Source organism: Streptomyces sp. CNT360 (assembly GCF_000424785.1).
This window is the reverse complement of record NZ_AUKO01000004.1, coordinates 346,278-368,718: the sequence shown is the minus strand read 5'-3', so window position 1 is coordinate 368,718 and position 22,441 is coordinate 346,278. Positions and strand designations below refer to the sequence as shown.

The following is a 22,441-nucleotide window of genomic DNA, read 5'->3' as shown; positions in this document are numbered from 1 at the left end:
GGCGAGGACGGCCGGCCTTGTCGTCCCCTTGGAGGTGTTCGCGGATGGCCGGTACATCCCCCGCCGTCACCACCCTTACGGGTGAAGAGCCCGCGCTGCAGGCCGTGCTGCTGGACATGGACGGCACGCTGGTCGACACCGAGGACTTCTGGTGGGACGCGGAGGTGGAGGCCTTCGCGGAGCTGGGGCACGAGCTGCGGGACGAGTGGCGGCAGGTCGTGGTGGGCGGCCCCATGGCGCGCAGCGCGGGGTTCCTCATCGAGGCCACGGCGGCCGAGATCGAGCTGGACGAGCTCAGCGTGCTGCTGAACGCCAAGTTCACCGAGCGCCTGGAGCGCGGCGTCCCGCTGATGCCGGGCGCCCGCAGGCTGCTGGCGGAGCTGGCCGCGCACCGGATCCCCGCGGCCCTGGTCTCCGCCTCGCACCGCAGCGTGGTGGACCGCATGCTCACCTGGATCGGGCCGGAGAACTTCGCCTTCACCGTCGCCGGCGACGAACTGCCCCGCACCAAGCCCCACCCGGACCCGTATCTGACGGCGGCACGCCGGCTGGGGGCCGATCCGGCACGGTGCGCCGTGGTGGAGGACACGGCGACCGGCGTCGCCTCCGCCGAGGCCGCGGGGTGCCATGTGCTGGCCGTGCCCTCCATCGCGCCCATCAAGCCCAAGTCGGGCCGCACGATTGTGAGTTCACTCGAAGAAGTCGATCTCGAATTGCTGCGTTCCCTGATCATGGTGGCGCGCTGAACATCGGGGATTCCCCGGGTTCTTTACCGCGCGTGGCCCGGGAAAACGCTCCGTGACGCGGGATCGGCGAATTCCGAAGGGCGGGTCGGCGGTGCCGGAGAATGCCGAATTCCGGTGTCCGGTGCCTCTATTGGTCCAGTGATGTTCGTCACACCGTACCCCCTCGACAGTCGGCCCCTCCTGTGGTGCACGTGGGGCTGATGGGGAAATTGTCCTTCCCTTGTGTCCGTATTGATGGAGCGACGCGGAGTACGTTCCCGCGTCCGGATAGCGGACAGGAAGCTCGTGGTTCCGGTCCGTGAAAGCCCCGTCGTGACCTGGGCTTCAAGGGAAGGCCCTGCGGGCGATTAATGTCGGAGCACCGGCCATTCCACCTCTGCAACAAACCCCGGCCGGGCGAGGAGATCGTCGACCATGAACCGTAAAGCTGTGGTGCTGCCCGTGCTCGTCGGGCTTCTCGCGCCCGCCCTCGCCGCGTGCGGATCGAAGGAGGACGGGGGTGCCGACGGTGACCCGATCGTCGTCGGGACGACGGACCACTTCGCGGTCGACAAGAGCGCGCCGGCGCCGTTCGACCCGGCGGCCGCGTACGACGTCGCCGCCTGGAGCGTCATGCGCAACACCTTCCAGACGCTGCTGCGCCCTCCCCGCACCGGCACCACGCCCGAGACGGACGCCGCGAGCAAGTGCGGTTTCACGGACGCGCAGAACGAGCAGTACCGCTGCACGATCCGCAAGGGGCAGAAGTTCTCCAACGGGCACGAACTGGACGCGAAGGACGTCGCGTTCTCCCTCCAGCGACTCAAGCGCATCAACCAGAAGGGCGGGCCCGCGGTCCTCTTCAGCAACCTCGACCGCGTCGAGGCGCACGGCAAGCGCCAGGTCGTCTTCCACCTGAAGAACCCGGACGCCACCTTCCCGTACAAGCTGACGACCCCCGCGGCCGCCGTCGTCGACAGCCAGACCTACCCGGCCGACTCCCTGGTGCACGGCTCCGAGCTGGCCGGCTCGGGCCCCTACGCGCTCGACTCCCTCTCCGGCAAGTCCGCCGTGCTGACCAGGAACCCGCACTACAGCGGCGGCCTGAAGATGCACAACAGCAAGGTCGAGCTGCGCTTCTTCGACAGCTCGAAGGGCATGGAGAAGGCCCTCAAGGCCGACAAGATCGACGTCATGGGCCGCACGATCTCGCCCGGTCAGGTCAACCGGCTCGACAACGCCCGGAACAAGGGCATCGACATGGTCGAGCAGTCCGGCCAGGAGATCCGCTATCTCGCCTTCGACACCGACGACGGCACCGCAGGCAAGAAGGCTGTCCGCCAGGCCATGGCCCAGCTCGTGGACCGCAATCAGATCGTGCGCCAGGCCTACGACCGCAGCACCTCGCCGCTCTACAGCCTGGTGCCCACCGGGGTGACCGGGCACCGCAACTCGTTCTTCAACAAGTACGGCGAGCCCAGCAAGGAGAAGGCCGCCCGCATCCTGAAGGCGGCGGGCATCGACAAGCCCGTCAAGCTCACCCTCGCCTACACCACCGACCACTACGGTGACGCCACCGCCAAGGAGTTCGCCGCCCTGAAGGAGCAGCTCGACAGCAGCGGCCTCTTCGATGTGAAGACCAAGGGCGTCGAGTGGGGCACGTTCCGCCCCGCGGCCGCCGGCGGCAAGTACCCGGTGTGGGGCTACGGCTGGTACCCGGACTTCCCCGACGCGGACAACTTCGTCGCCCCCTTCTTCGAGAAGGACAACTTCCTCGGGTCCCCGTACACCAACCACGAGATCCGCGACAAGATCGTCCCGCAGACCCGCCGGCAGACCGACCGCACCTCCACCACCGAACCGTTCGGCCACGCGCAGGACATCGTCGCCCAGGACGTACCCGTCCTGCCGCTGTGGCAGGGCAAGCAGTACCTCGCGGCACGCGACGACATCACCGGGGTCGAGTGGACCCTCAGCTCCTCCTCCGTGCTCCAGCTCTGGGAGCTGGGCCGCGGCGAGGCGGGCTGACAGGTGCGCCGCAAGGGCCCGGGGGCTCGCCCCCGGGCCCTTGCGCGGGCCTCACGTCGTGCCGGGCCGCACCAGGCCGCTCTCGTACGCGTACACCGCCGCCTGCACCCGGTCCCGCAGGCCCAGCTTCGTCAGCACGTGGCCGACGTGCGTCTTGACCGTCGTCTCGCTCACGAACAGATCCGCGGCGATCTCCGCGTTCGACAGCCCGCGCGCCACCAGCTTCAGGACCTCCACCTCGCGCTCCGTCAACTGGTGCAGCGTGTCCGGCATCGGCTCCTCGCCCGAGGGCAGCTTCCCCGCGTACTTGTCCAGCAGCCGCCGGGTGATGCTGGGGGCCAGCATCGCCTCGCCCGCCGCCACCACCCTGATGGCCTGCACCAGCTCACCGGCGGGCGCGTCCTTGAGCAGGAACCCGCTCGCCCCGGCCCGCAGCGCCTCCACCACGTACTCGTCCAGATCGAACGTGGTCAGCACCAGCACCTTGGCCGGGCCGTCCTTGGCCGGGCCGGTGATCCGGCGGGTCGCCTCCACCCCGTCCATCCGGGGCATCCGGATGTCCATCAGCACCACGTCCGGCTGCAGCGCACGCACCTGATCCAGCGCCTGCAGACCGTCCCCCGCCTCACCGACCACCGCCAGGTCCTGCTCCGCCTCCAGGATCATCCGGAAGCCGGTGCGCAGCAGCGGCTGATCGTCCACGAGCAGAACGCGGATTGCCACGGGAACTCCTTCGGCGAGGGCAGCGGTCGCCCCATTCTCACTCAGTCACCCGGGGCAGGGGCGGCGGCCCCTTCTGCCGCTCCGTCCGCTGCTTCACCCGCCGCCGCGTCCGCCGCGCGGGGCTCCGGCGCCTCGGACGGCCGGGGCTCCGGCAGCCTCGGCTGGATCATCAGCGGGTACGGCGGGGGAGTGCCGCCGAACTCCGGGCAGTGCTCCTGATGGTCGCACCAGCCGCACAGCTTGCTCGGCCTGGGCCGCCAGTCACCCGTGTCCGTCGCCCGGCTGATCGCGTCCCACAGCGCCAGCAGCTTGCGCTCGGTGGCCCGCAGATCGCTCTCCACCGGATCGTAGGTGAGCACGTCACCGCTGCCGAGGAAGACGAGTTGCAACCGCCGCGGCACCACGCCCCGCAACTGCCACAGCACCAGGGCGTAGAACTTCATCTGGAACAGCGGCCCGTCCGCATACTCCGGGCGGGGTGCCTTGCCCGTCTTGTAGTCGACGATGCGCACCTCACCCGTCGGGGCGACATCCACTCGGTCGATGATCCCGCGCAGCCGCAGCCCCGACGCGAGCCGCGCCTCCACGAACAGCTCCCGGTCCGCCGGCTCCAGCCGGGTGGGATCCTCCAGCGTGAACCACCGCTCGACCAGCTCCTCCGCCTGGGCCAGCCACTGCGCCAACTGGGCGCCGTCCTGGGTGTCCTCCGCGAACAGCTCGGCGAGCTGCGGGCGCTTGGCCAGCAGCCGCTCCCACTCGCCGGCCACCATGCCGCGGGCCCGCCCCGCACTGCGCTGGTCGGCCGGCGCGTCGAAGAGTCTTTCCAGCACGGCGTGCACCACCGTGCCCCGGGTCGCGGCGGCGGAGGGTTTCTCCGGCAGTTTGTCGATCACCCGGAAGCGGTAGAGCAGCGGACACTGCATGAAATCCGCTGCTCGGGAGGGCGACAGCGAGGTCGGCGGTGTGGCCGCGCTGGTTTTCATGGGACACGACCCTACGACCCACCACTGACAGCGCACACTTACCATCGACGACGGACCCCACGTACCGTCCCGCCCGGCAGGCAGCACGCGGCCGGCGCAGCGGAGCGACGGGGCGCGAGGGAAGCAGCAGAGGGGAACCCGTGGCGGACGAGGACAACGACGGGAAGCCGCCCGCCGGCGGCTCCGGCGAGGGAGGCGGCCACGGCGCGCCGTCCTCCCGCAAGCCGACCCCCGGCAAGCCCGCCCGCCCCGCCCCGCCGGGCGGCGGCATCCTGATGGGCCGCCCCTTCGGGGTCCCCGTCTACGTCGCACCCTCCTGGTTCCTGGTGGCCGCCCTCATCACCTGGGTCTTCGGCGGCCAGCTCGACCGGGTGCTGCCCGAGCTGGGGGGCCTGCGGTATCTGATCGCCCTGTTCTTCGCCGTCGCCTTCTACGCCTCCGTGCTGGTGCACGAGCTGGCGCACACGGTCGTCGCCCTCCGCTTCAAGCTGCCGGTGCGCCGCATCCAGCTCCAGTTCTTCGGCGGCGTCTCCGAGATCGAGAAGGAGTCGGAGACCCCCGGCCGCGAGTTCGTCCTCGCCTTCGTGGGCCCGCTGTTCTCGTTGATCCTGTCCGGCGTCTTCTATGCGGCGATGCACGGCGTGGAGCCGGGCACCGTGCCGCGGGTGCTGCTCGCCGGGCTGATGGTCTCCAACCTGCTGGTCGCCATCTTCAATTTGCTGCCCGGCCTGCCGCTGGACGGCGGCCGGATGCTGCGCGCCGTCGTGTGGAAGCTCAGCGGCAAGCCGATGGCCGGCACGGTGGCCGCCGCCTGGGTGGGACGGGCGCTGGCCGTCGCCGTGCTGATCGGGCTGCCGCTGGCCACGCATGCGGGCGGGCTGGCCCGCGGCAAGGTCGACGGGGTGGCCTCTCTCACCGACGCGCTGCTCGCCGCCATCCTGGCCGCCATCATCTGGACCGGCGCGGGCAACAGCCTGCGGATGGCCCGGCTGCGTGAGCGGTTGCCCGAGCTGCGGGCCCGCACGCTGACCCGCCGCGCCGTGCCCGTCGAGACCGACACCCCGCTGTCCGAGGCGCTGCGCCGGGCCAACACCGCCGGGGCCCGCGCTCTCGTCGTCGTCGACGGGCTGGGCGACCCGCTCTCGCTGGTACGGGAGGCCGCCATCGCCTCCGTGCCCGAGCACCGGCGGCCCTGGGTGGCGGTCAGCACCCTCGCCCAGGACCTCAAGGAGGGCATGCGCGTCCCCGCGGAGCTGAGCGGCGAGGACCTGCTGGAGTGGCTGCGGGCCACCCCGGCGACGGAGTACCTGGTGGTCGAGGACACCGGCGAGATCTACGGGGTGCTGTCCACCGCCGATGTCGAGCGGGCCTTCGTCGCCGCGATGTCGAACCGGCCGGACACCGGCAGCTCGCGGACCCCCGGGTAGCCAGGTCACCGGGGCGGCCCAGCGCACTGCGCCTCGGGCGGACCGGATAGGCTGTCGGCATGTCCGAACCGACCGGTGCCGCCCGCCGTCGCGGGCCCTTCGAGGTCGGGGACCAGGTCCAGCTCACCGACCCCAAGGGCCGCCACTACACGATCACCCTCGAAGAGGGGAAGAGCTTCCACACCCACAAGGGAGCCTTCCCGCACGACGAGCTGATCGGTGCGCCCGAGGGGAGTGTCGTCCGTACCACCGGAAACGTCGCCTACCTCGCGCTGCGTCCACTGCTCCCCGACTATGTCCTGTCCATGCCACGGGGGGCCGCCGTCGTCTACCCCAAGGACGCCGGCCAGGTACTCGCCATGGCCGACATCTTCCCCGGCGCCCGTGTCGTCGAGGCGGGCGTCGGCTCGGGCTCGCTGAGCACCTTCCTGCTCCGCGCCATCGGCGACCAGGGCATGCTGCACTCCTACGAGCGCCGCGCCGACTTCGCCGAGATCGCCCAGCAGAACGTGGAGCGCTACTTCGGCAGCCCCCACCCCGCCTGGACACTGACCGTCGGCGACCTCCAGGACAACCTGTCCGACACCGACGTCGACCGCGTCATCCTCGACATGCTCGCCCCCTGGGAGTGCCTGGAGCCCGTCTCCAAGGCGCTGGTGCCCGGCGGCATCCTGTGCGCCTACGTCGCCACCACCACGCAGATGGCCCGCATGGTCGAGTCGATCCGCGAGTTCGGCACCTTCAACGAGCCGCAGGCCTGGGAGACGATGGTGCGCAACTGGCACATCGAGGGTCTCGCCGTCCGTCCCGACCACCGCATGATCGGCCACACCGGCTTCCTGCTGACCGCCCGCCGCCTCGCCGAGGGCGTCGAGCCCCCGCTGCGCCGTCGCCGCCCCGCCAAGGGAGCCTACGGCGAGGACTACACGGGCCCCGGCGGCCAGTCCGGCGGCCGCGCCTCCTGACTCCCGGCCGACCCCGGCGGTACCCCGCCGAGCTCTCCCGCACGACACGCCGCTGCCCCGCACCCGGGCCGAACCCGGGTGCGGGGCAGCGGCGTTGGTGTACCGGAACGATCCGAAGGGGACCCGGGCGTTCCGTCTCGGTGTGACCTGTGGCACGATGCGAAGCACCTCCTCCTCCGTACTCCCGTACCGACCCCTCATCGCGCCTCCTCCTCCCGCACCGTCGTCACCGCACACAGGAGTCACCCCGCGTGACGGAACTGCCCCACACCCGCTCTCGCACGGTCCACTGGCTCGCCACCGCCGCCGCCCTCGCCGCCGTGCTCGGCGGCACCGCGCTCCTCCAGCCCGCCACGGCCACCCCGGCCCCCTCCTCCCCGCACAAGGCCGCACCGGCCCCCGACGCGGACCGGGCCCACTACCCCCTCGACTGCGGCCGCGGCGGCGCCGGGACGGACGTACTCGATGCGGCGAGCGCCGACTTCGACGACGACGGCGCCGCCGAGACGGTCGCCGTCGTCCGCTGCCGGGCACACGGCGGCACCCCGCCCAGCGCCGTCTACGTCCTCGCCCGCGCCGCCGGTACGGAGCAGCCGCGGATCGCCGCCACCCTCGTCGAGCAGAAGGAAGGCATGTCGGTCGACGACCTCGCGGTCCGCGGCAGGAGCATCTCGGCCACCCTCCTCGGCTACTCCTCGCCCGATGTGCCCCGTTGCTGCCCGGACAAGCGGCGCAAGGTCAAGTGGGAGTGGCGCGACGGGAAGTTCGCCCTGCGCGCGGCCCCGGTCGCCGGCGGCGGCGTCAGCATCTGAGAGCGGCCCCCGACCACCGCGCCGGGTCCGCCGCGAGTCCCTTCGACTCCGCGCCTGGGCGCCACCGCGGCGCTGCGGCACCTCCCCTGGGACGGAGGGGACCGGCGCCCGGTGAGGCCGCTTCCCCCGCCCGGGGTCCGCGCTTGCGGCCTTGCGCCGGCGTCGCCCCTCGCCCCTGTTCCGCACGGGCGTTTCCCCTCCGTCCTCGCCGCTGTCCCGGCGGCATCGCGCGGAACGGGTAACCGGGACGGCGAGGTGGTGGAAGGTGAAGTGGCGCAATGGCGAAACGGCGCAATGGCGAAATGGCGAAATACAGCCGCCCCTGAAGGGTGTTGAACATCTCGCCACCACAACCGCTCGCTTTCAGATGGTTGTGGATGGGTATTCCCAGTGCTGAGGGGAGTGCGCAAGGGTGAAGATCGGACACACCCCGACCGTCTTTGTGATCTAGGGGTTTCAACCCGCACCGGCCCAGGTAGGGTCGAAGCGTCCAGCTCCCCCTGGAGGAGGTGAGGACCGTGGCAGCCCACGACGACGACACCAACCGCGGCATCCGGCCCGGTCGGGGCGATGACCCGACCGGCCAGATCGCCTACCTTGAGCAGGAGATCGCCGTCCTGCGCCGCAAGCTCGCCGACTCTCCGCGTCACACTCGTATTCTCGAGGAGCGGATCGTCGAGCTGCAGACCAATCTGGCCGGCGTGTCCGCCCAGAACGAGCGCCTGTCCAACACGCTCCGCGAGGCACGCGACCAGATCGTGGCCCTCAAGGAGGAGGTCGACCGGCTCGCCCAGCCGCCGTCCGGCTTCGGCGTCTTCCTGCAGTCCAACGAGGACGACACCGCAGACATCTTCACCGGCGGCCGCAAGCTGCGGGTGAACGTCAGCCCGAACGTCGAGCTCAAAGAGCTGGAGCGCGGCCAGGAGGTCATGCTCAACGAGGCGCTCAACGTGGTCGAGGCCATGGAGTTCGAGCGCGCGGGTGACATCGTCACCCTCAAGGAAGTTCTGGACGACGGAGAGCGGGCGCTCGTCGTCGGCCACACGGACGAGGAGCGCGTGGTGCGGCTCGCCGAGCCGCTGCTGAACACGACACTCCGCGCCGGGGACGCCCTCCTGATGGAGAGCCGCTCGGGTTACGTCTACGAGGTCGTGCCCAAGAGCGAGGTCGAGGAGCTGGTCCTCGAAGAGGTCCCCGACATCGACTACACCAAGATCGGCGGCCTCGGCGGTCAGATCGAGCAGATCCGGGACGCCGTCGAGCTCCCCTACCTCTACCCCGACCTCTTCCGCGAACACGAACTGCGCCCGCCGAAAGGCGTGCTGCTCTACGGCCCGCCCGGCTGCGGCAAGACGCTGATCGCCAAAGCGGTGGCCAACTCGCTGGCCAAGAAGGTCGCCGAGGTGACCGGCAAGCCCCAGGGGAAGAGCTACTTCCTCAACATCAAGGGCCCCGAGCTGCTCAACAAGTACGTGGGTGAGACGGAGCGGCACATCCGCCTCGTCTTCCAGCGGGCCAGGGAGAAGGCCAGCGAGGGCACGCCCGTCATCGTCTTCTTCGACGAGATGGACTCCCTCTTCCGCACCCGTGGCTCGGGCGTCAGCTCGGACGTGGAGAACACCATCGTCCCGCAGCTGCTGTCCGAGATCGACGGTGTGGAGGGCCTGGAGAACGTCATCGTCATCGGTGCCTCGAACCGCGAGGACATGATCGACCCGGCGATCCTGCGCCCCGGACGCCTCGATGTGAAGATCAAGATCGAGCGCCCGGACGCCGAGGCCGCCAAGGACATCTTCTCCAAGTACCTCACCGCGAACCTGCCGCTGCACGCGGACGACGTGGCCGAGCACGGCGGCAACGCCGAGGCGGCCTGCGACGCCATGATCCAGTCGGTCGTGGAGCAGATGTACGCGGAGTCCGAGGAGAACCGCTTCCTCGAGGTCACCTACGCCAACGGTGACAAGGAAGTGCTCTACTTCAAGGACTTCAACTCCGGCGCCATGATCGAGAACATCGTCGGCCGCGCCAAGAAGATGGCCATCAAGGCGTTCCTCGACCAGAACCAGAAGGGGTTGCGCGTCTCCCACCTGCTCTCCGCCTGCGTGGACGAGTTCAAGGAGAACGAGGACCTGCCCAACACCACCAACCCGGACGACTGGGCCCGCATCTCGGGCAAGAAGGGCGAGCGGATCGTCTACATCCGCACCCTGGTCACCGGAAAGCAGGGGGCGGACACCGGCCGGTCCATCGACACCGTCGCCAACACCGGCCAGTACCTGTAACGAGGACCAGTCCGGCTGCGGGTCCCCGGCGGGGGTACCCGCAGCCGGATCGTTTCCCAGCGCCAAGGAAGTCCGCCAAGTGATCTGCCGCCCCGGGCCCGCACGTCATAGGCTCGTCCTTACCGCCGGGACGCGCAGTGGGCGGGAGGGGGCCGCACGCGGGACGGACGCGCAGCGGGACTTGAACGGTGGCCCACCGGCGGGCCGCCGTCAGGCAAGGAGGGCAGCATGACCGTACGGCGCGTAATGGGCATCGAGACCGAGTACGGGATCTCCGTGCCGGGCCACCCCAACGCCAATGCCATGCTCACCTCGTCCCAGGTGGTCAACGCCTACGCGGCGGCGATGCAACGGGCGCGGCGTGCCCGCTGGGACTTCGAGGAGGAGAACCCGCTGCGGGACGCTCGCGGCTTCGACCTGGCCCGCGAGACGGCAGACGCCAGCCAGTTGACGGACGAGGACATCGGGCTGGCCAACGTCATCCTCACCAACGGCGCCCGCCTCTACGTCGACCACGCCCACCCCGAGTACAGCGCCCCCGAGGTCACCAACCCGCGGGACGCGGTGCTGTGGGACAAGGCGGGGGAGCGGATCATGGCCGAGGCCGCCGAACGTGCGGCCGAGGTGCCCGGCACCAGCCCGATCCACCTCTACAAGAACAACACCGACAACAAGGGCGCCTCCTACGGCACGCACGAGAACTACCTGATGAAGCGGGAGACCCCCTTCTCGGACATCGTGCGGCACCTGACGCCGTTCTTCGTCTCCCGCCAGGTCGTATGCGGTGCCGGCCGCGTAGGACTGGGTCAGGACGGCGGGGAGCACGGCTTCCAGCTCAGCCAGCGGGCCGACTACTTCGAGGTCGAGGTCGGGCTGGAGACGACCCTCAAACGCCCGCTCATCAACACCCGCGACGAGCCGCACGCCGACGCCGAGAAGTACCGGCGCCTGCACGTGATCCTCGGGGACGCGAACCTCTCGGAGGTCTCCACCTACCTCAAGCTGGGCACGACCTCGCTGGTGCTGTCCATGATCGAGGACGGTTTCATCGCCGTCGACCTGGTCGTCGATCAGCCGGTGCGCACCCTCCACCAGGTTTCGCACGACCCGACACTCGAACAGTTGATCACGCTCCGCAACGGCCGGACACTCACCGCGGTCCAGCTCCAGATGGAGTACTACGAGCTGGCCCGCAAGTACGTCGAGGAGAAGTGGGGCGGCGACGCGGACGAGCAGACCCGGGACGTGCTGGCCCGCTGGGAGGACGTGCTCGGCAAGCTGGAGCGCGACCCGATGAGCCTGTCCGGGGAGCTGGACTGGGTCGCCAAGCGCGAGCTGATGGAGGGCTACCGCCGCCGCGACCGGCTCGACTGGGACGCCCCCAGGCTCCACCTGGTCGACCTCCAGTACGCGGACGTGCGCCCCGACAAGGGCCTGTACAACCGGCTCGTCTCCCGGGGCACGATGCAGCGCCTGCTGTCGGAGGAGGAGGTCAAGGAGGCGGCCTTCAAGCCCCCGGAGGACACCCGCGCCTACTTCCGCGGCCGCTGCCTGGAGCAGTACGCCGACGACGTGGCCGCCGCCTCCTGGGACTCGGTCATCTTCGATCTGCCTGGCCGTGACTCTCTGCAACGGGTGCCCACGCTGGAGCCGCTGCGGGGTACCCGGGAGCACGTCAAGGACCTGCTGGACCGCTGCCGGACGGCGGAAGAGCTGGTCAAAGTGCTGTCGGGCAACTGACGGGAAAGCTGGATCGCGGCTATTCGGCCCGCGGAACGGGAATCATCGAGGTGGTTCCCGGACGTTGAAGCAACCAAGGGGCCGATGTCAGTCCCGGCTTGTAGGGTCTGATCTTGTACGTTCCGCGTACACCACCGAACCGAGCGGGGTGAGGGAAATGGCGACCAAGGACACGGGCGGCGGACAGCAGAAGTCCACCCGCCACACCGAGGAGACCGAGGAGCAGGCGCAGGACGCGCAGGCTTCGGAGGACCTCAAGGAGCGCCAGGAGGCACTCTCGGAGGACGTCGACTCGGTACTGGACGAAATCGACGACGTGCTCGAAGAGAACGCCGAGGACTTCGTGCGCTCCTTCGTGCAAAAGGGCGGGCAGTGATTCTCCCTTCGAGATGAAGGAGCACCGCCGGTTCATGGAGCACAGCGCGGTACGTGGCGGCCCGGGCCTTCGGTCCGGTCCGTCCCCGGCGCCCCTCCGGGTGCCGCCGGGGACGGACCGCCGGTTCGCGGACCATGCGGATCACGCTGTCATGTGGACCACGATCATGTGACGGGTAAGGTCCCGGGCATACCGTTCCCCCCGCTGCACCGTAGCGGGGGCCGTTCGAGGGCCGGCCGCACGTCGTGCGACGGGCGGCCACCTACAAGGAAGGAAACGTGTGGAAGCCGAAAGCCGGAGCACCGGGCGTCTACCTGCTGCCTTCCTGACGCCGGGGTCGTCGTCGTTCACGGATTTCCTGAACACCCACGCACCCGAGCAGCTCCCGGGCAACCGGTCGCTGCCGCCCGTGGAAGGCGCTGTCCAGGTGCCGCACGGCACCACCATCGTGGCCGTGACCTTCGCCGGCGGCGTGATCCTGGCCGGGGACCGCCGGGCGACGATGGGCAACGTCATCGCCCAGCGCGACGTCGAGAAGGTCTTCCCGGCCGACGAGTACTCGGCCGTGGGCATCGCGGGCACCGCCGGCCTGGCCGTGGAGATGGTCAAGCTCTTCCAGCTGGAGCTGGAGCACTTCGAGAAGGTGGAGGGCTCCACCCTCTCCCTGGAGGGCAAGGCCAACCGCCTCTCCACGATGATCCGCAGCAACCTCGGAATGGCCCTCCAAGGGCTCGCCGTGGTGCCGATGTTCGCCGGCTACGACGTGGACCGGGGCCAGGGGCGCATCTTCTCCTACGACGTGACGGGCGGCCGCTCGGAGGAGTACGGCTTCGCGGGCGTCGGCTCGGGTTCGGTCTTCGCCCGCGGAGCGCTCAAGAAGCTCTACCGGGACGAGATGACCGAGGAGCAGGCCGCCACCGTCGTCCTCCAGGCGCTGTACGACGCCGCGGACGACGACTCGGCCACCGGCGGTCCGGACATGACCCGCCGGATCTACCCGATCGTGGCGACGATCACCCAGGACGGTTACCGCAGGCTCGGCGAGGAAGAGGTCTCCGGACTGGCGCAGGCGGTCTACGACGGCCGCCTCCAGCAGCCCAACGGCCCGCAGGCCCCGGTCTCCTAGGCCCTGGACATCGCATCCATACGGACAGGAAGGGACGGATAGCCGGTGTCGACGCCGTTCTATGTGTCGCCTCAGCAGGCAATGGCCGACCGCGCGGAGTACGCCCGCAAGGGCATCGCGCGCGGCCGCAGCGTGGTCGTGTTGCAGTACGCGGACGGCATCGTCTTCGTCGCCGAGAACCCCTCTCGGGCACTGCACAAGGTCAGCGAGATCTACGACCGCATCGCCTTCGCGGCGGTCGGTAAGTACAACGAGTTCGAGAATCTGCGCATCGGCGGTGTCCGCTACGCCGACCTGCGGGGCTACACCTACGACCGCCAGGACGTGACCGCGCGCGGCCTCGCCAACGTCTACGCCCAGACGCTGGGCACCATCTTCTCCTCCAACGCGGAGAAGCCTTACGAGGTGGAGCTGATCGTCGCCGAGGTGGGTGCGGCCCCCGAGGACGACCAGATCTACCGCCTGCCGCACGACGGCTCCATCGTGGACGAGCACGGCTCGGTTGCCGTCGGCGGCAACTCGGACCAGATCGGCAGTTACATGGACCAGCGGCACCGGGAGGGAATGTCGCTGGGCGAGGCGCTGAAGCTGGGGGCCGAGGCGCTGGGCCGGGACAGCAGCGGGAGCGAGCGGACGCTGTCCACCGACCAGTTGGAGGTCGCCGTGCTGGACCGCCAGCGCGCACAGAAGCGGAAGTTCAGGCGGGTCCCGGCTGCCCAGGTGACCCGCCTGCTGGAGGAGACCTCCACCCCGGAACCCAGGGAGGACTCCTCGGACACCTCCTCCGACGAGGAGTAGTCACGCTGTCGGGTCGTCGGGCGGGCTCGGAGGAGTCCGTCCGGCGGCCGAGCGGGCCGCACCCTTCCGGCCCCGGGACGCAGCCGGAGGGCAGGGGCACGGGCCGCTCGAAGCGCGCTCGATCAGACGCACCGGCAACCGAACTGCCGCGGCCCCGTGCCCGTCGAGCACGGCCAGAAGGGCCCGCATCCCGGCGGCACCGACCGCCTCGGCCGGCAGCCGCACAGTGGTGAGTTCCGGTTCCACGGCCTTGGCCAGCGTCAGATCGTCGAAGCCGACCACCGACACCTCCTCGGGGACCCGCAGGCCCAGCCGCCGCGCCGCTTTCAACGCCCCTGCGGCCAGCAGATCGTCGTCGCACACCAGTGCCGTCGGCAGGGGACCGGCCTCGGCCGTCAGCGCTCGCGTGGCCGCCTCCAGGCCGCCCGCCACCGAGAGCGGCGCCCGTTGGATCCGCACGATGTCACCGCCGCCCGCCCTGGTGGCTTCGCGCAGGGCGCGGGCCCGTGCGGTGAAGGTCCAGGAGTCCACGTCGGCCGCCAGGTGGGCGAGGCGGCGGTGGCCGAGCGAGAGCAGATGGGCGGCCACCTGCCGCATGCCGTCGGCGATGTCGACGTTGACGGTCGCGTCGCAGGCTCCCTCGTCGCTGTCGAGCATCACCAGGGGCAGCCCGTCGCCGCGGAGGGCGGCGAGCGCCTCGGGCGCCATGGAGGAGGCGATGACGCCGTCCAGGGCGGTGCGGGCGGAGGCGAAGGGGTCGGGGGCCGCGTCCACGCCCTCGGGCGAGGGGTAGAGCACGACCCCGAAGTCGTGCGCGGTGGCGACCTCGACGGCCCCCCGGTGCACGGCCGCGAAGAACTCCCCGGTGAGCGCGGGCACCACGAGCAGCGCCGTGCGGGTACGGCCCAGCCGCAGGGTGCGGGCGGCCTGGTTGGGGCGGTAGCCGAGTGCGCGGGCGGCGGCACGCACCGACTCGGCCGTGCGCGGCGCGACCCGGCCCTCCCATTTGCCGCCCAGGACGAGCGAGACGGTGGCCTGGGAGACCCCGGCCGCGCGGGCCACGTCGTGTCCGGTGGGCCGGGTGCGGCCCGGACCGCCCGAGTGGCCCGCTGCGTTCGGTCCTGCCACGAGAAACTCCTTCACCCCGGCTCGCCCCGCATGGTACGTATGACGGCGCAGTTATACGTAAAACGAGAGCAGCGCCGACAAACTGAGGGGTGGAGCGGATGGCGACCGGGTACGCCGAACTGCTGCGGGCCAGACACGCGATGCGGCTGCTGGCAGGAACGCTGGTGGGCAGGCTGCCGAACGCCACGGGCCCGCTGGCGATCGCGCTGTACGTCCACGCCGAAGGCGGCAGCATGGCGCTCGCCGGGGCGCTCTCGGCGGTCTACGGGCTCGCCACCGCGTTCGGCCAGCCGATGCTGGGCCGCCTGGTGGACCTGTTCGGACAGCCCCGGGTGATGCTGCCCGCCGCGGCGGTCTCGGCGGTGGGGGCCGCGGCACTCGCCCTCACCGGCATCGGCACGCTGCCCCTCGCCTACGCCTGCGTCCTGGTCTTCGGCCTGTTCACGCCGCCGTTGGAGGGCGGGCTGCGGGCGCTGTGGCCCAGCGTGCTGCGGCGCGAGGAGCAGGTCCACACCGCCTACGCGCTGGACGCGGTCGCCCAGGAGGTGATGTTCGCGGCCGGCCCGCTGCTGGTCACCCTGCTGGTCGCCGGGTGGAACGAGGCCGCCGCGCTGCTGGTCGTCAACGTGCTGGGCGTCCTGGGCGCGCTCTCCGTCGTGGTCTCGCCGCCCTCCCGCCGCTGGCGCTCCGCCCCGCGCACCCCGCACTGGCTGGGGGCGCTGCGCTCGCCGGGCCTGAAGGTACTGCTGGCGGCGTTCTTCTTCGTCGGGCTGGCGCTGGGCACCTTCGCGCTGGCTGCCGTCTCCTACGCCGACGACCACGGCGACGCCCTGGTGTCGACCTACCTGCTGGCCGCCCAGGGTGCGGGCGCCCTGGTGGGCGGCCTCGGCTACGGGGGGAGGGGCTGGCCGGGCACCCACGAGGGGCGGCTGGCGGTGCTGGTCGCGCTCTTCGCGGCCGGCAACCTGCCGCTCGCCTTCGTGCCGGGCGTGCCGGCGATGGTGGCGCTGGGCGGTCTCTCGGGGCTCTTCCTGGCGCCTGCGCTGGCCTGCGCGTTCGTGGTGGTGGACCGGCACGCGCCCGCCGGCACCGTCACGGAGGCGTTCTCCTGGCTGGTGACGACGTTCGGGGTGGGCGCCGCGGCGGGTACGGCGACGGTGGGCACGGTCGTCGAGCGGGCCGGCACAGGGGCCGGGTTCGCACTGGCGGGTGCGGGCGGACTCGCCGCGCTGGCCGTCATGCTGTTGGCGCGGCCCGTCCTGCGGACACCGGTACGGGCCGACCGCGGCGTGGTGGCGGCCTCCCCGGCGGCGCCCTCAGCGGCGGGCACCACGGCACCGACGACACCACTGCCTCTGCCGGAAACCGACCTGCCAGGTGCGGAAACCGATCGGAACGGTGGGCCGGAACCCGGTTTCAGATCGTCTCCGCAGGCGTAATGTTCAGTCATGGACCGCCGAATCTTCGGGCTGGAGAACGAGTACGGCGTCACGTGTACGTTCCGGGGCCAGCGGCGGCTGTCCCCCGACGAGGTGGCGCGGTACCTCTTCCGCCGAGTTGTGTCATGGGGCCGCAGCAGCAACGTGTTTCTGCGGAACGGCGCGCGCCTCTATCTGGACGTGGGCTCCCACCCGGAATACGCGACACCCGAGTGCGACAGCGTCACCGAGCTGGTCACCCACGACAAGTCGGGTGAGCGCATCCTCGAAGGCCTGCTGGTCGACGCCGAACGCCGCCTGCACGAGGAAGGGATCGCGGGCGACGTCTACCTCTTCAAGAACAACACCGACTCGGCGGGAAACTCCTACGGCTGCCACGAGAACTATCTGGTGGCCCGGCACGGGGAGTTCTCGCGGCTGGCGGACGTCCTCATCCCGTTCCTGGTCACCCGGCAGCTCGTCTGCGGCGCCGGCAAGGTGCTGCAGACCCCGCGGGGTGCCGTCTACTGCGTCAGCCAGCGCGCCGAGCACATCTGGGAGGGCGTCAGCTCCGCGACGACCCGCTCGCGCCCCATCATCAACACCCGTGACGAGCCGCACGCCGACGCCGAGCGCTACCGCAGGCTCCACGTCATCGTCGGCGACTCGAACATGTCGGAGACGACGATGCTGCTCAAGGTCGGCGCCACCGACCTGGTGCTGCGCATGATCGAGGCAGGCACCGTGATGCGGGACCTGACGCTGGAGAACCCGATCCGGGCCATCCGGGAGGTCAGCCACGACATCACGGGGCAGCGCAAGGTGCGACTGGCCAGCGGGCGTGAGGCCTCCGCGCTGGAGGTGCAGCAGGAGTACTTCGACAAGGCGCTGGACTTCTGCGACCGCCGCGGCATCCGCACCGGGCGGGTCGAGCAGGTGCTGGAGCTGTGGGGGCGGGCCCTGGAGGCGGTGCGCACCCAGGAGCTGGACAAGATCAACACCGAGATCGACTGGGTGATGAAGTACCAGCTCATCGAGCGGTACCGGAACAAGCACAACATCACGATGTCGCACCCGAGGATCGCGCAGATAGACCTCGCCTACCACGACATCCACCGCCGCCGCGGCCTCTACTACCTGCTGGAGCGCAGCGGCAAGGCGGCCCGCATCTGCAACGACGTCAAGATCTTCGAGGGCAAGTCGGTGCCTCCGCAGACAACGCGCGCGCGGCTGCGTGGCGACTTCATCCGCCGGGCCCAGGAGCAGCGCCGGGACTTCACGGTCGACTGGGTGCACCTGAAGCTGAACGACCAGGCGCAGCGCACGGTGCTGTGCAAGGACCCGTTCCGGTCGGTCGACGAGCGGGTGGAGAAGCTCATCGCCGGCATGTGAGGCAGCGCCTGGCGCGCGGCAGTCAGCGGGACACGGCCGGCGGCACCCCTCCGCGGAGAGGTGCCGCCGGCCGTCGTCGGTGCGGGGTCGACCGACCGGGGGTGCTGCCGTGTCGTGAGCGGTGGCCCTCTCGTTACCCGAACGTAGGCTTCGGCACCGTAAACCCCTTAAAACCCGCGAGTGGGACACATGTTGCATTTTGCCGGGGATTCGAACCCCCGTACCCCCCGGACTTCCCGGACCCTTTCCGGCCACGGCGCACGTGGCGCCGCGGCGGTTCTCCTCGTCCCGCTGCTGGCCGCCTCGGCGGCGGCCTGCGGGGACGACGACGCCTCCGACGCCAAGCCCCCGGCGGTGAGCGGCTCGTGGGGGAAGAAGCCCTCCATCGAGAAGGGCAAGGGTGACCCGCCCTCCGAGCTGGAGACGAAGGTGCTCAAGACGGGCGACGGGCAGCAGGTCCACAAGGGTGACGCCGTCAGCGCGCACTACGTCGGCCAGCTGTGGAACGGCAAGGAGTTCGACAGCAGTTGGAAGCGGAAGGCGCCCGCCACCTTCCAGATCGGCGCCGGCAAGGTCATCAAGGGCTGGGACGAGGCGCTGGTCGGCAAGAAGATCGGCAGCCGCGTCGAGATCGTCGCGCCGCCGGACAAGGGCTACGGCAAGAAGGGGCAGCCGCCGACGATCCCCGGCAACTCCACCCTGGTCTTCGTCGTCGACCTGGAGAAGATCGCCCCCAACAAGATCGACGGCAAGCCTGTGGAGACCCCGCAGAACCCGCGGCTCCCCAAGGTCAGCACCAAGGTCGCCGAGGACAAGGCGCCGTCGATCCGCATGCCCAAGGGCAAGGACGAGGCTCCCGGCCGGCTCATCAGCGAGACGGTCGTGCGGGGCCACGGGAAGAAGACCGTGGACGAGAAGAGCACCGTACTGGCGCACTTCACGGCCAAGTCCTGGAAGAACGGCAAGCAGCTGGACGACACCTGGGCGCAGGGCGGCGCGCCGCAGGAGATCCCGGTGGCGCAGATCCCCGGCTGGGCGGAGGGCCTCAAGGGCGCCAAGGCGGGCAGCCGGGTGGTCGTCTCGGTGCCGCAGAGCACCTTCCCCAAGGAGCAGCGCAAGCAGTTCAAGGACGGGGTGGTCTTCTCCGTGGACGTCCTCGAGGTGAAGTGACCGCACGCCTCGGACCGGCCACGCCCCCGGCCGGTGCGTGCCGGTCCGGGGCGTGCGCCGGTACGGACCGGCCGCTGGGCGCACCGGGGGCACGTCCGTGGGAGACTGGCGCGGTTGTCCCGCAGATTCGTTCGTAGGAGCAATTTCGTGAGCATCGACAAGCCCGAGGTCGACTTCCCCGAGGGCGCGCCGCCCGCCGACCTGGAGATCCAGGACCTGTGGGAGGGCGACGGTCCCGAGGCCAAGGCCGGCGACAACGTCTCCGTGCACTACGTGGGCGTCTCCTTCTCCACGGGCGAGGAGTTCGACGCGAGCTGGAACCGCGGCAAGCCGCTCCAGTTCCAGCTCGGCGCCGGCCAGGTCATCGAGGGCTGGGACAAGGGCGTCCAGGGCATGAAGGTCGGCGGCCGCCGCCGGCTGACCATCCCCGCGCACCTCGCCTACGGCGAGCGCGGCGCGGGCGGCGGGCGCATCAAGCCGGGCGAGACACTGATCTTCGTCTGCGACCTCGTCTCCGTCTGAGCCCTGCCTTTGGGCCCGTCCGGCGCACCGCCGGGCGTCCGCGTCGCTCGTGCGCCTGTCCGGTGCCTGCGCCCGGCGCTCCGCGGGCGGGGCCTGCCGGAGGCCCGCCCGGACGGCTCCGTTTCCTGCTGCGGAGCTCCGGGTCGACGGGCCCTGCGGCAGCCGGACGGCGGTGGCCGTGGGCGGTGCCGCTACCACACCCACCGGGAGTCCCGCACAGCGCGGGGCTCCCGGCTTTTGCCTCCCGCCGTGCCGGCGGTACGGTCGAGGGCCCAGAACAGCATGAGAGAGGGCACGAGGGAACCCATGGCGATTGCCAAGGCCGAGCGGCTGATGAATCTGGCGCTGTGCCTGCTGGGGGCCCGCCGCCCGCTGACCAAACGGGAGCTGCGCGGCTCGATCGAGGCCTACGTCGAGACCTTCGGGCCGGGTGAGGCCGGATCGTACGGCGCCGCAGACGCCGCTGCCGCGTCCGGCACGAACGGCAGCACCGGCTCCGAGGAGTCCTTCAACCGCATGTTCGAGCGGGACAAGGACGACCTGCGGGAGCTGGGGCTGGTCATCGAGACGGTCGAGAACCTGGACGGGGAGGCCGCCTACGTCGCCCGTCGCGACAGCAACCGCCTGCCGCCCATCACTCTCGACGCCGCCGAGGCCACCGCGCTCGGCCTGGCCGCCCGGGTCTGGCAGCAGGCCCGGCTCGCCGCCGCGGCCAGCGGCGCCCTGCAGAAGCTGCACGCGGCCGGCGGGATGCCGCCCGGCGGCATCCCGGAGCAGGGCGGCGAACGGCAGCTCGGCACGCTGGAGCCGCACATTCCCGCGCGTGAGGCCGCGTTCGAACCGCTGATGCTGGCCTGCCGCGACCGTCGCCCCGTGGTGTTCGACTACCGCAAGTCCAACGCGGCCCGCTCCGAGCGGCGCCAGGTCGAGCCCTGGACGCTGGAGTGCTGGCGCGGGCACTGGTACCTGGCCGGCTGGGACCGTGAGCGGCAGGACGAGCGGGTCTTCCGGCTCTCCCGGATCACCGGGCCGGTCCGCTCCCGGGCCGGCGCCTTCACCGCGTCCGTACCCGATCAGGTGACGGTGCGCGAGACCGTGGAGCGGTGGGCGGGCGAGGGCGCGACCGGTACCGCCCGGATCAGGCTGCGGGCAGGCGCGGGCTACCCGCTGCGCGCCCGGGCCCGCACCCTGACGGAACTCGGCGACGGGTGGGACGAGTTGGAGATCCCGTACGGGCACGGACTGGACGCCTGGCTGGTGGAGTTCGGGCCGGATGTCGTCGTGCTGGAACCCGCCGAGCTGCGGGCCGACGTCATCGAACGGCTGCGTGCCGTCGCCCAGGGCTGAGGGGAGGAGGGCCACGTGGCTGCCAACGCCATCGACCAGACCCGCAGAATGCTCTCGCTGGTCACCTATCTCAAGGACCGGCCGGGAGCCCGGGTCGAAGAGGTTGCCCGCGCCTTCGGGATCAGCGAGGACGAGCTGATCTCCGACCTGAACGTGCTGCCGATGTGCGGCACCAGCTTCCGCGGCGGCGACCTGCTGGAGATCGACACCGACGGGGAGCGCATCTGGTGGCGCAACACCGAGGCGCTGGGTGCCGACACCGCCCGGCCGCTGCGGCTGGCCGCCGACGAGGCGACCGCGCTGCTGGTCGCCGCGCGCGCCGTAGCCACCCTGCCGGGACTGCGGGAGAGCGACCGCGACGCCCTCCAGCGGGCCACCGCCAAGCTGGAGACGGCCGCCGGTGAGAGCGCCGGTGCCAGTGCCCGGCTCTCGGTCACCTTCGAGTCCGAGGGGGGCGTCTTCGCCGACGTCGACCGGGCCATCGCCGAGCGCCGCCGGCTGTGGATCCGGTACTACTCGCCGGCCAGGGACGAGCTGACCGAGCGCGAGGTGGACCCGATCCGGCTCTTCGCCGTCGGCCACACCTACGTCGAGGCCTGGTGCCGGCTGTCCGAGGCGCGGCGCACCTTCCGGCTGGACCGGGTCGCCGAGATCAAGCTGCTGGACGAGCGGTCCGACCCTCCGCCGATAGAGCCCCGCGATCTGAGTGCCGGTCTGGTGCAGCCCGCCGCCACCGATCCGAAGGTCGTCATCGAGGTCGGCCCGGGCGGCCGCTGGGTCGCCGAGTACTACCCGTACGACAGCGCGGAGGAACTGCCCGACGGCGGGCTCCGGATCACGCTGCGCACCCCTGACCCGGCGTCCCTGCGCCGGCTGGCGCTCCGGCTGGGTCCGGACGGCCGCATCACGGCCCCGGAGGAACTGGCCCGCAGCGCTCGGGAAGCGGCACGCAAGGCGCTGGCGGAGTACGGCGCCTGACGGGAACCGCACCGGGAAGCGGCGCGGCGTGGGAGCCGGGTGCCCCTCGTCGAGCGGGTACGAAGCGGAACCGGTCCGTTCGGTCGGGGCGGCGGGACGCCCTAAGCTGGCGGGCATGCTGTGGCCGATGTTCTTCCTGGCGCTCGCGTTCTGCGGGATCGCCGTCCTCGGGGTGCTCGCCGTCCGTGTGGGGCTGGAGGTCCAGCGCTTCTCGCGGGCTGTCGGTGACGGCGCCGAGCAGATCACGCGGGCGGCGGAGAACCTGGAGCGGGCGGCGTCGCCGCTGGCCGCGCGCGGTGGCCGGTACGGTGCGGGCCGGGCCCGGGAGCCGGAGTGGACGTCCGAGACGTGACCGGCCTGCAGGCGGTCTCCAGACGAGCGGGAGACAGCGGTATTCTGCCGGTTGTCGTCCCGACGAGGCGTGGAGGGTGCTACCGGGTGGCTGCACGGGGATTGCCCGGTGTTCACTCCACAGGGTTACGATCGATCCGGTACGTCAGC

The 22,441-nt window shown here is 71.0% G+C and carries 20 protein-coding genes; 17 read left to right on the top strand and 3 right to left on the bottom strand.

Going from position 1 to position 22,441, the window contains the following annotated elements:
• Positions 1-44 precede the first annotated feature (44 nt).
• Both H297_RS0111830 and H297_RS0111825 read left to right on the top strand, forming a co-directional pair.
• Positions 45-746, top strand: coding sequence for an HAD family hydrolase (locus tag H297_RS0111830; protein WP_027737219.1), 702 nt, complete (start codon positions 45-47; stop codon positions 744-746).
• Between the two features lie 414 nt (positions 747-1,160).
• A complete protein-coding gene (locus H297_RS0111825; protein ID WP_027737218.1) occupies positions 1,161-2,753 on the top strand; it encodes an ABC transporter substrate-binding protein in 1,593 nt (530 codons plus the stop codon).
• Positions 2,754-2,804: 51 nt separating this feature from the next.
• Here H297_RS0111825 and H297_RS0111820 read toward each other — a convergent pair whose 3' ends face one another.
• Both H297_RS0111820 and H297_RS35905 read right to left on the bottom strand, forming a co-directional pair.
• Positions 2,805-3,476 carry a response regulator transcription factor gene (locus H297_RS0111820; RefSeq protein ID WP_027737217.1) on the bottom strand — a complete coding sequence of 224 codons (672 nt, stop codon included), beginning with the start codon at positions 3,474-3,476 and terminating at the stop codon, positions 2,805-2,807.
• A 41-nt stretch (positions 3,477-3,517) separates the two neighbouring features.
• The gene (locus H297_RS35905) at positions 3,518-4,459 is read right to left on the bottom strand and encodes a RecB family exonuclease (protein ID WP_051351756.1); all 942 of its coding nucleotides are present in this window, start codon (positions 4,457-4,459) and stop codon (positions 3,518-3,520) included.
• A 140-nt stretch (positions 4,460-4,599) separates the two neighbouring features.
• Between H297_RS35905 and H297_RS35900 the strand changes: the two genes are divergently transcribed.
• The 8 genes from H297_RS35900 to prcA all read left to right on the top strand — a co-directional run bounded on the left by H297_RS35900 (position 4,600) and on the right by prcA (position 13,985).
• Positions 4,600-5,886, top strand: a complete 1,287-nt coding sequence (locus tag H297_RS35900; protein ID WP_037793761.1) for a site-2 protease family protein — start codon at positions 4,600-4,602, stop codon at positions 5,884-5,886.
• Positions 5,887-5,945: 59 nt separating this feature from the next.
• Positions 5,946-6,851 (top strand): tRNA (adenine-N1)-methyltransferase, encoded by a 906-nt coding sequence (locus H297_RS0111805; protein ID WP_027737216.1) that lies wholly within the window; start codon positions 5,946-5,948, stop codon positions 6,849-6,851.
• A gap of 251 nt (positions 6,852-7,102) precedes the next feature.
• Positions 7,103-7,663, top strand: coding sequence for a hypothetical protein (locus tag H297_RS0111800; protein ID WP_027737215.1), 561 nt, complete (start codon positions 7,103-7,105; stop codon positions 7,661-7,663).
• Between the two features lie 518 nt (positions 7,664-8,181).
• Positions 8,182-9,945, top strand: coding sequence for a proteasome ATPase (arc, locus tag H297_RS0111795; RefSeq protein ID WP_027737214.1), 1,764 nt, complete (start codon positions 8,182-8,184; stop codon positions 9,943-9,945).
• A 228-nt stretch (positions 9,946-10,173) separates the two neighbouring features.
• Positions 10,174-11,685 carry a depupylase/deamidase Dop gene (dop, locus tag H297_RS0111790; RefSeq protein WP_078513925.1) on the top strand — a complete coding sequence of 504 codons (1,512 nt, stop codon included), beginning with the start codon at positions 10,174-10,176 and terminating at the stop codon, positions 11,683-11,685.
• Positions 11,686-11,842: 157 nt separating this feature from the next.
• Positions 11,843-12,061: a ubiquitin-like protein Pup gene (locus tag H297_RS0111785; protein WP_027737212.1), complete on the top strand. Its 219-nt coding sequence runs from the start codon at positions 11,843-11,845 to the stop codon at positions 12,059-12,061.
• Positions 12,062-12,341: 280 nt separating this feature from the next.
• Positions 12,342-13,187 carry a proteasome subunit beta gene (gene prcB, locus H297_RS0111775; protein WP_027737211.1) on the top strand — a complete coding sequence of 282 codons (846 nt, stop codon included), beginning with the start codon at positions 12,342-12,344 and terminating at the stop codon, positions 13,185-13,187.
• 45 nt (positions 13,188-13,232) lie between these two features.
• Entirely contained in the window at positions 13,233-13,985 is a 753-nt protein-coding gene (gene prcA, locus H297_RS0111770; protein WP_027737210.1) for a proteasome subunit alpha, read from the top strand.
• On the opposite strand, the gene H297_RS35895 is transcribed toward prcA, so the two are convergent.
• Positions 13,986-15,113 (bottom strand): LacI family DNA-binding transcriptional regulator, encoded by a 1,128-nt coding sequence (locus H297_RS35895; RefSeq protein ID WP_106959603.1) that lies wholly within the window; start codon positions 15,111-15,113, stop codon positions 13,986-13,988.
• A 98-nt stretch (positions 15,114-15,211) separates the two neighbouring features.
• Here H297_RS35895 and H297_RS0111760 point away from each other — a divergent pair, with 98 nt between their 5' ends.
• From H297_RS0111760 to H297_RS0111730, 7 genes are all read left to right on the top strand, one after another.
• Positions 15,212-16,552, top strand: coding sequence for an MFS transporter (locus tag H297_RS0111760; RefSeq protein WP_027737209.1), 1,341 nt, complete (start codon positions 15,212-15,214; stop codon positions 16,550-16,552).
• 9 nt (positions 16,553-16,561) lie between these two features.
• A complete protein-coding gene (gene pafA, locus H297_RS0111755; RefSeq protein ID WP_027737208.1) occupies positions 16,562-17,923 on the top strand; it encodes a Pup--protein ligase in 1,362 nt (453 codons plus the stop codon).
• A 189-nt stretch (positions 17,924-18,112) separates the two neighbouring features.
• Positions 18,113-19,093 (top strand): FKBP-type peptidyl-prolyl cis-trans isomerase, encoded by a 981-nt coding sequence (locus tag H297_RS0111750; protein ID WP_027737207.1) that lies wholly within the window; start codon positions 18,113-18,115, stop codon positions 19,091-19,093.
• Between the two features lie 147 nt (positions 19,094-19,240).
• Positions 19,241-19,615, top strand: a complete 375-nt coding sequence (locus tag H297_RS0111745; protein ID WP_027737206.1) for an FKBP-type peptidyl-prolyl cis-trans isomerase — start codon at positions 19,241-19,243, stop codon at positions 19,613-19,615.
• A 306-nt stretch (positions 19,616-19,921) separates the two neighbouring features.
• Positions 19,922-20,962 (top strand): WYL domain-containing protein, encoded by a 1,041-nt coding sequence (locus H297_RS0111740; protein ID WP_027737205.1) that lies wholly within the window; start codon positions 19,922-19,924, stop codon positions 20,960-20,962.
• Between the two features lie 15 nt (positions 20,963-20,977).
• Positions 20,978-21,940 (top strand): WYL domain-containing protein, encoded by a 963-nt coding sequence (locus H297_RS0111735; protein WP_027737204.1) that lies wholly within the window; start codon positions 20,978-20,980, stop codon positions 21,938-21,940.
• Positions 21,941-22,055: 115 nt separating this feature from the next.
• Positions 22,056-22,292 (top strand): hypothetical protein, encoded by a 237-nt coding sequence (locus H297_RS0111730; protein ID WP_027737203.1) that lies wholly within the window; start codon positions 22,056-22,058, stop codon positions 22,290-22,292.
• The last annotated feature ends 149 nt before the right edge of the window (positions 22,293-22,441 follow it).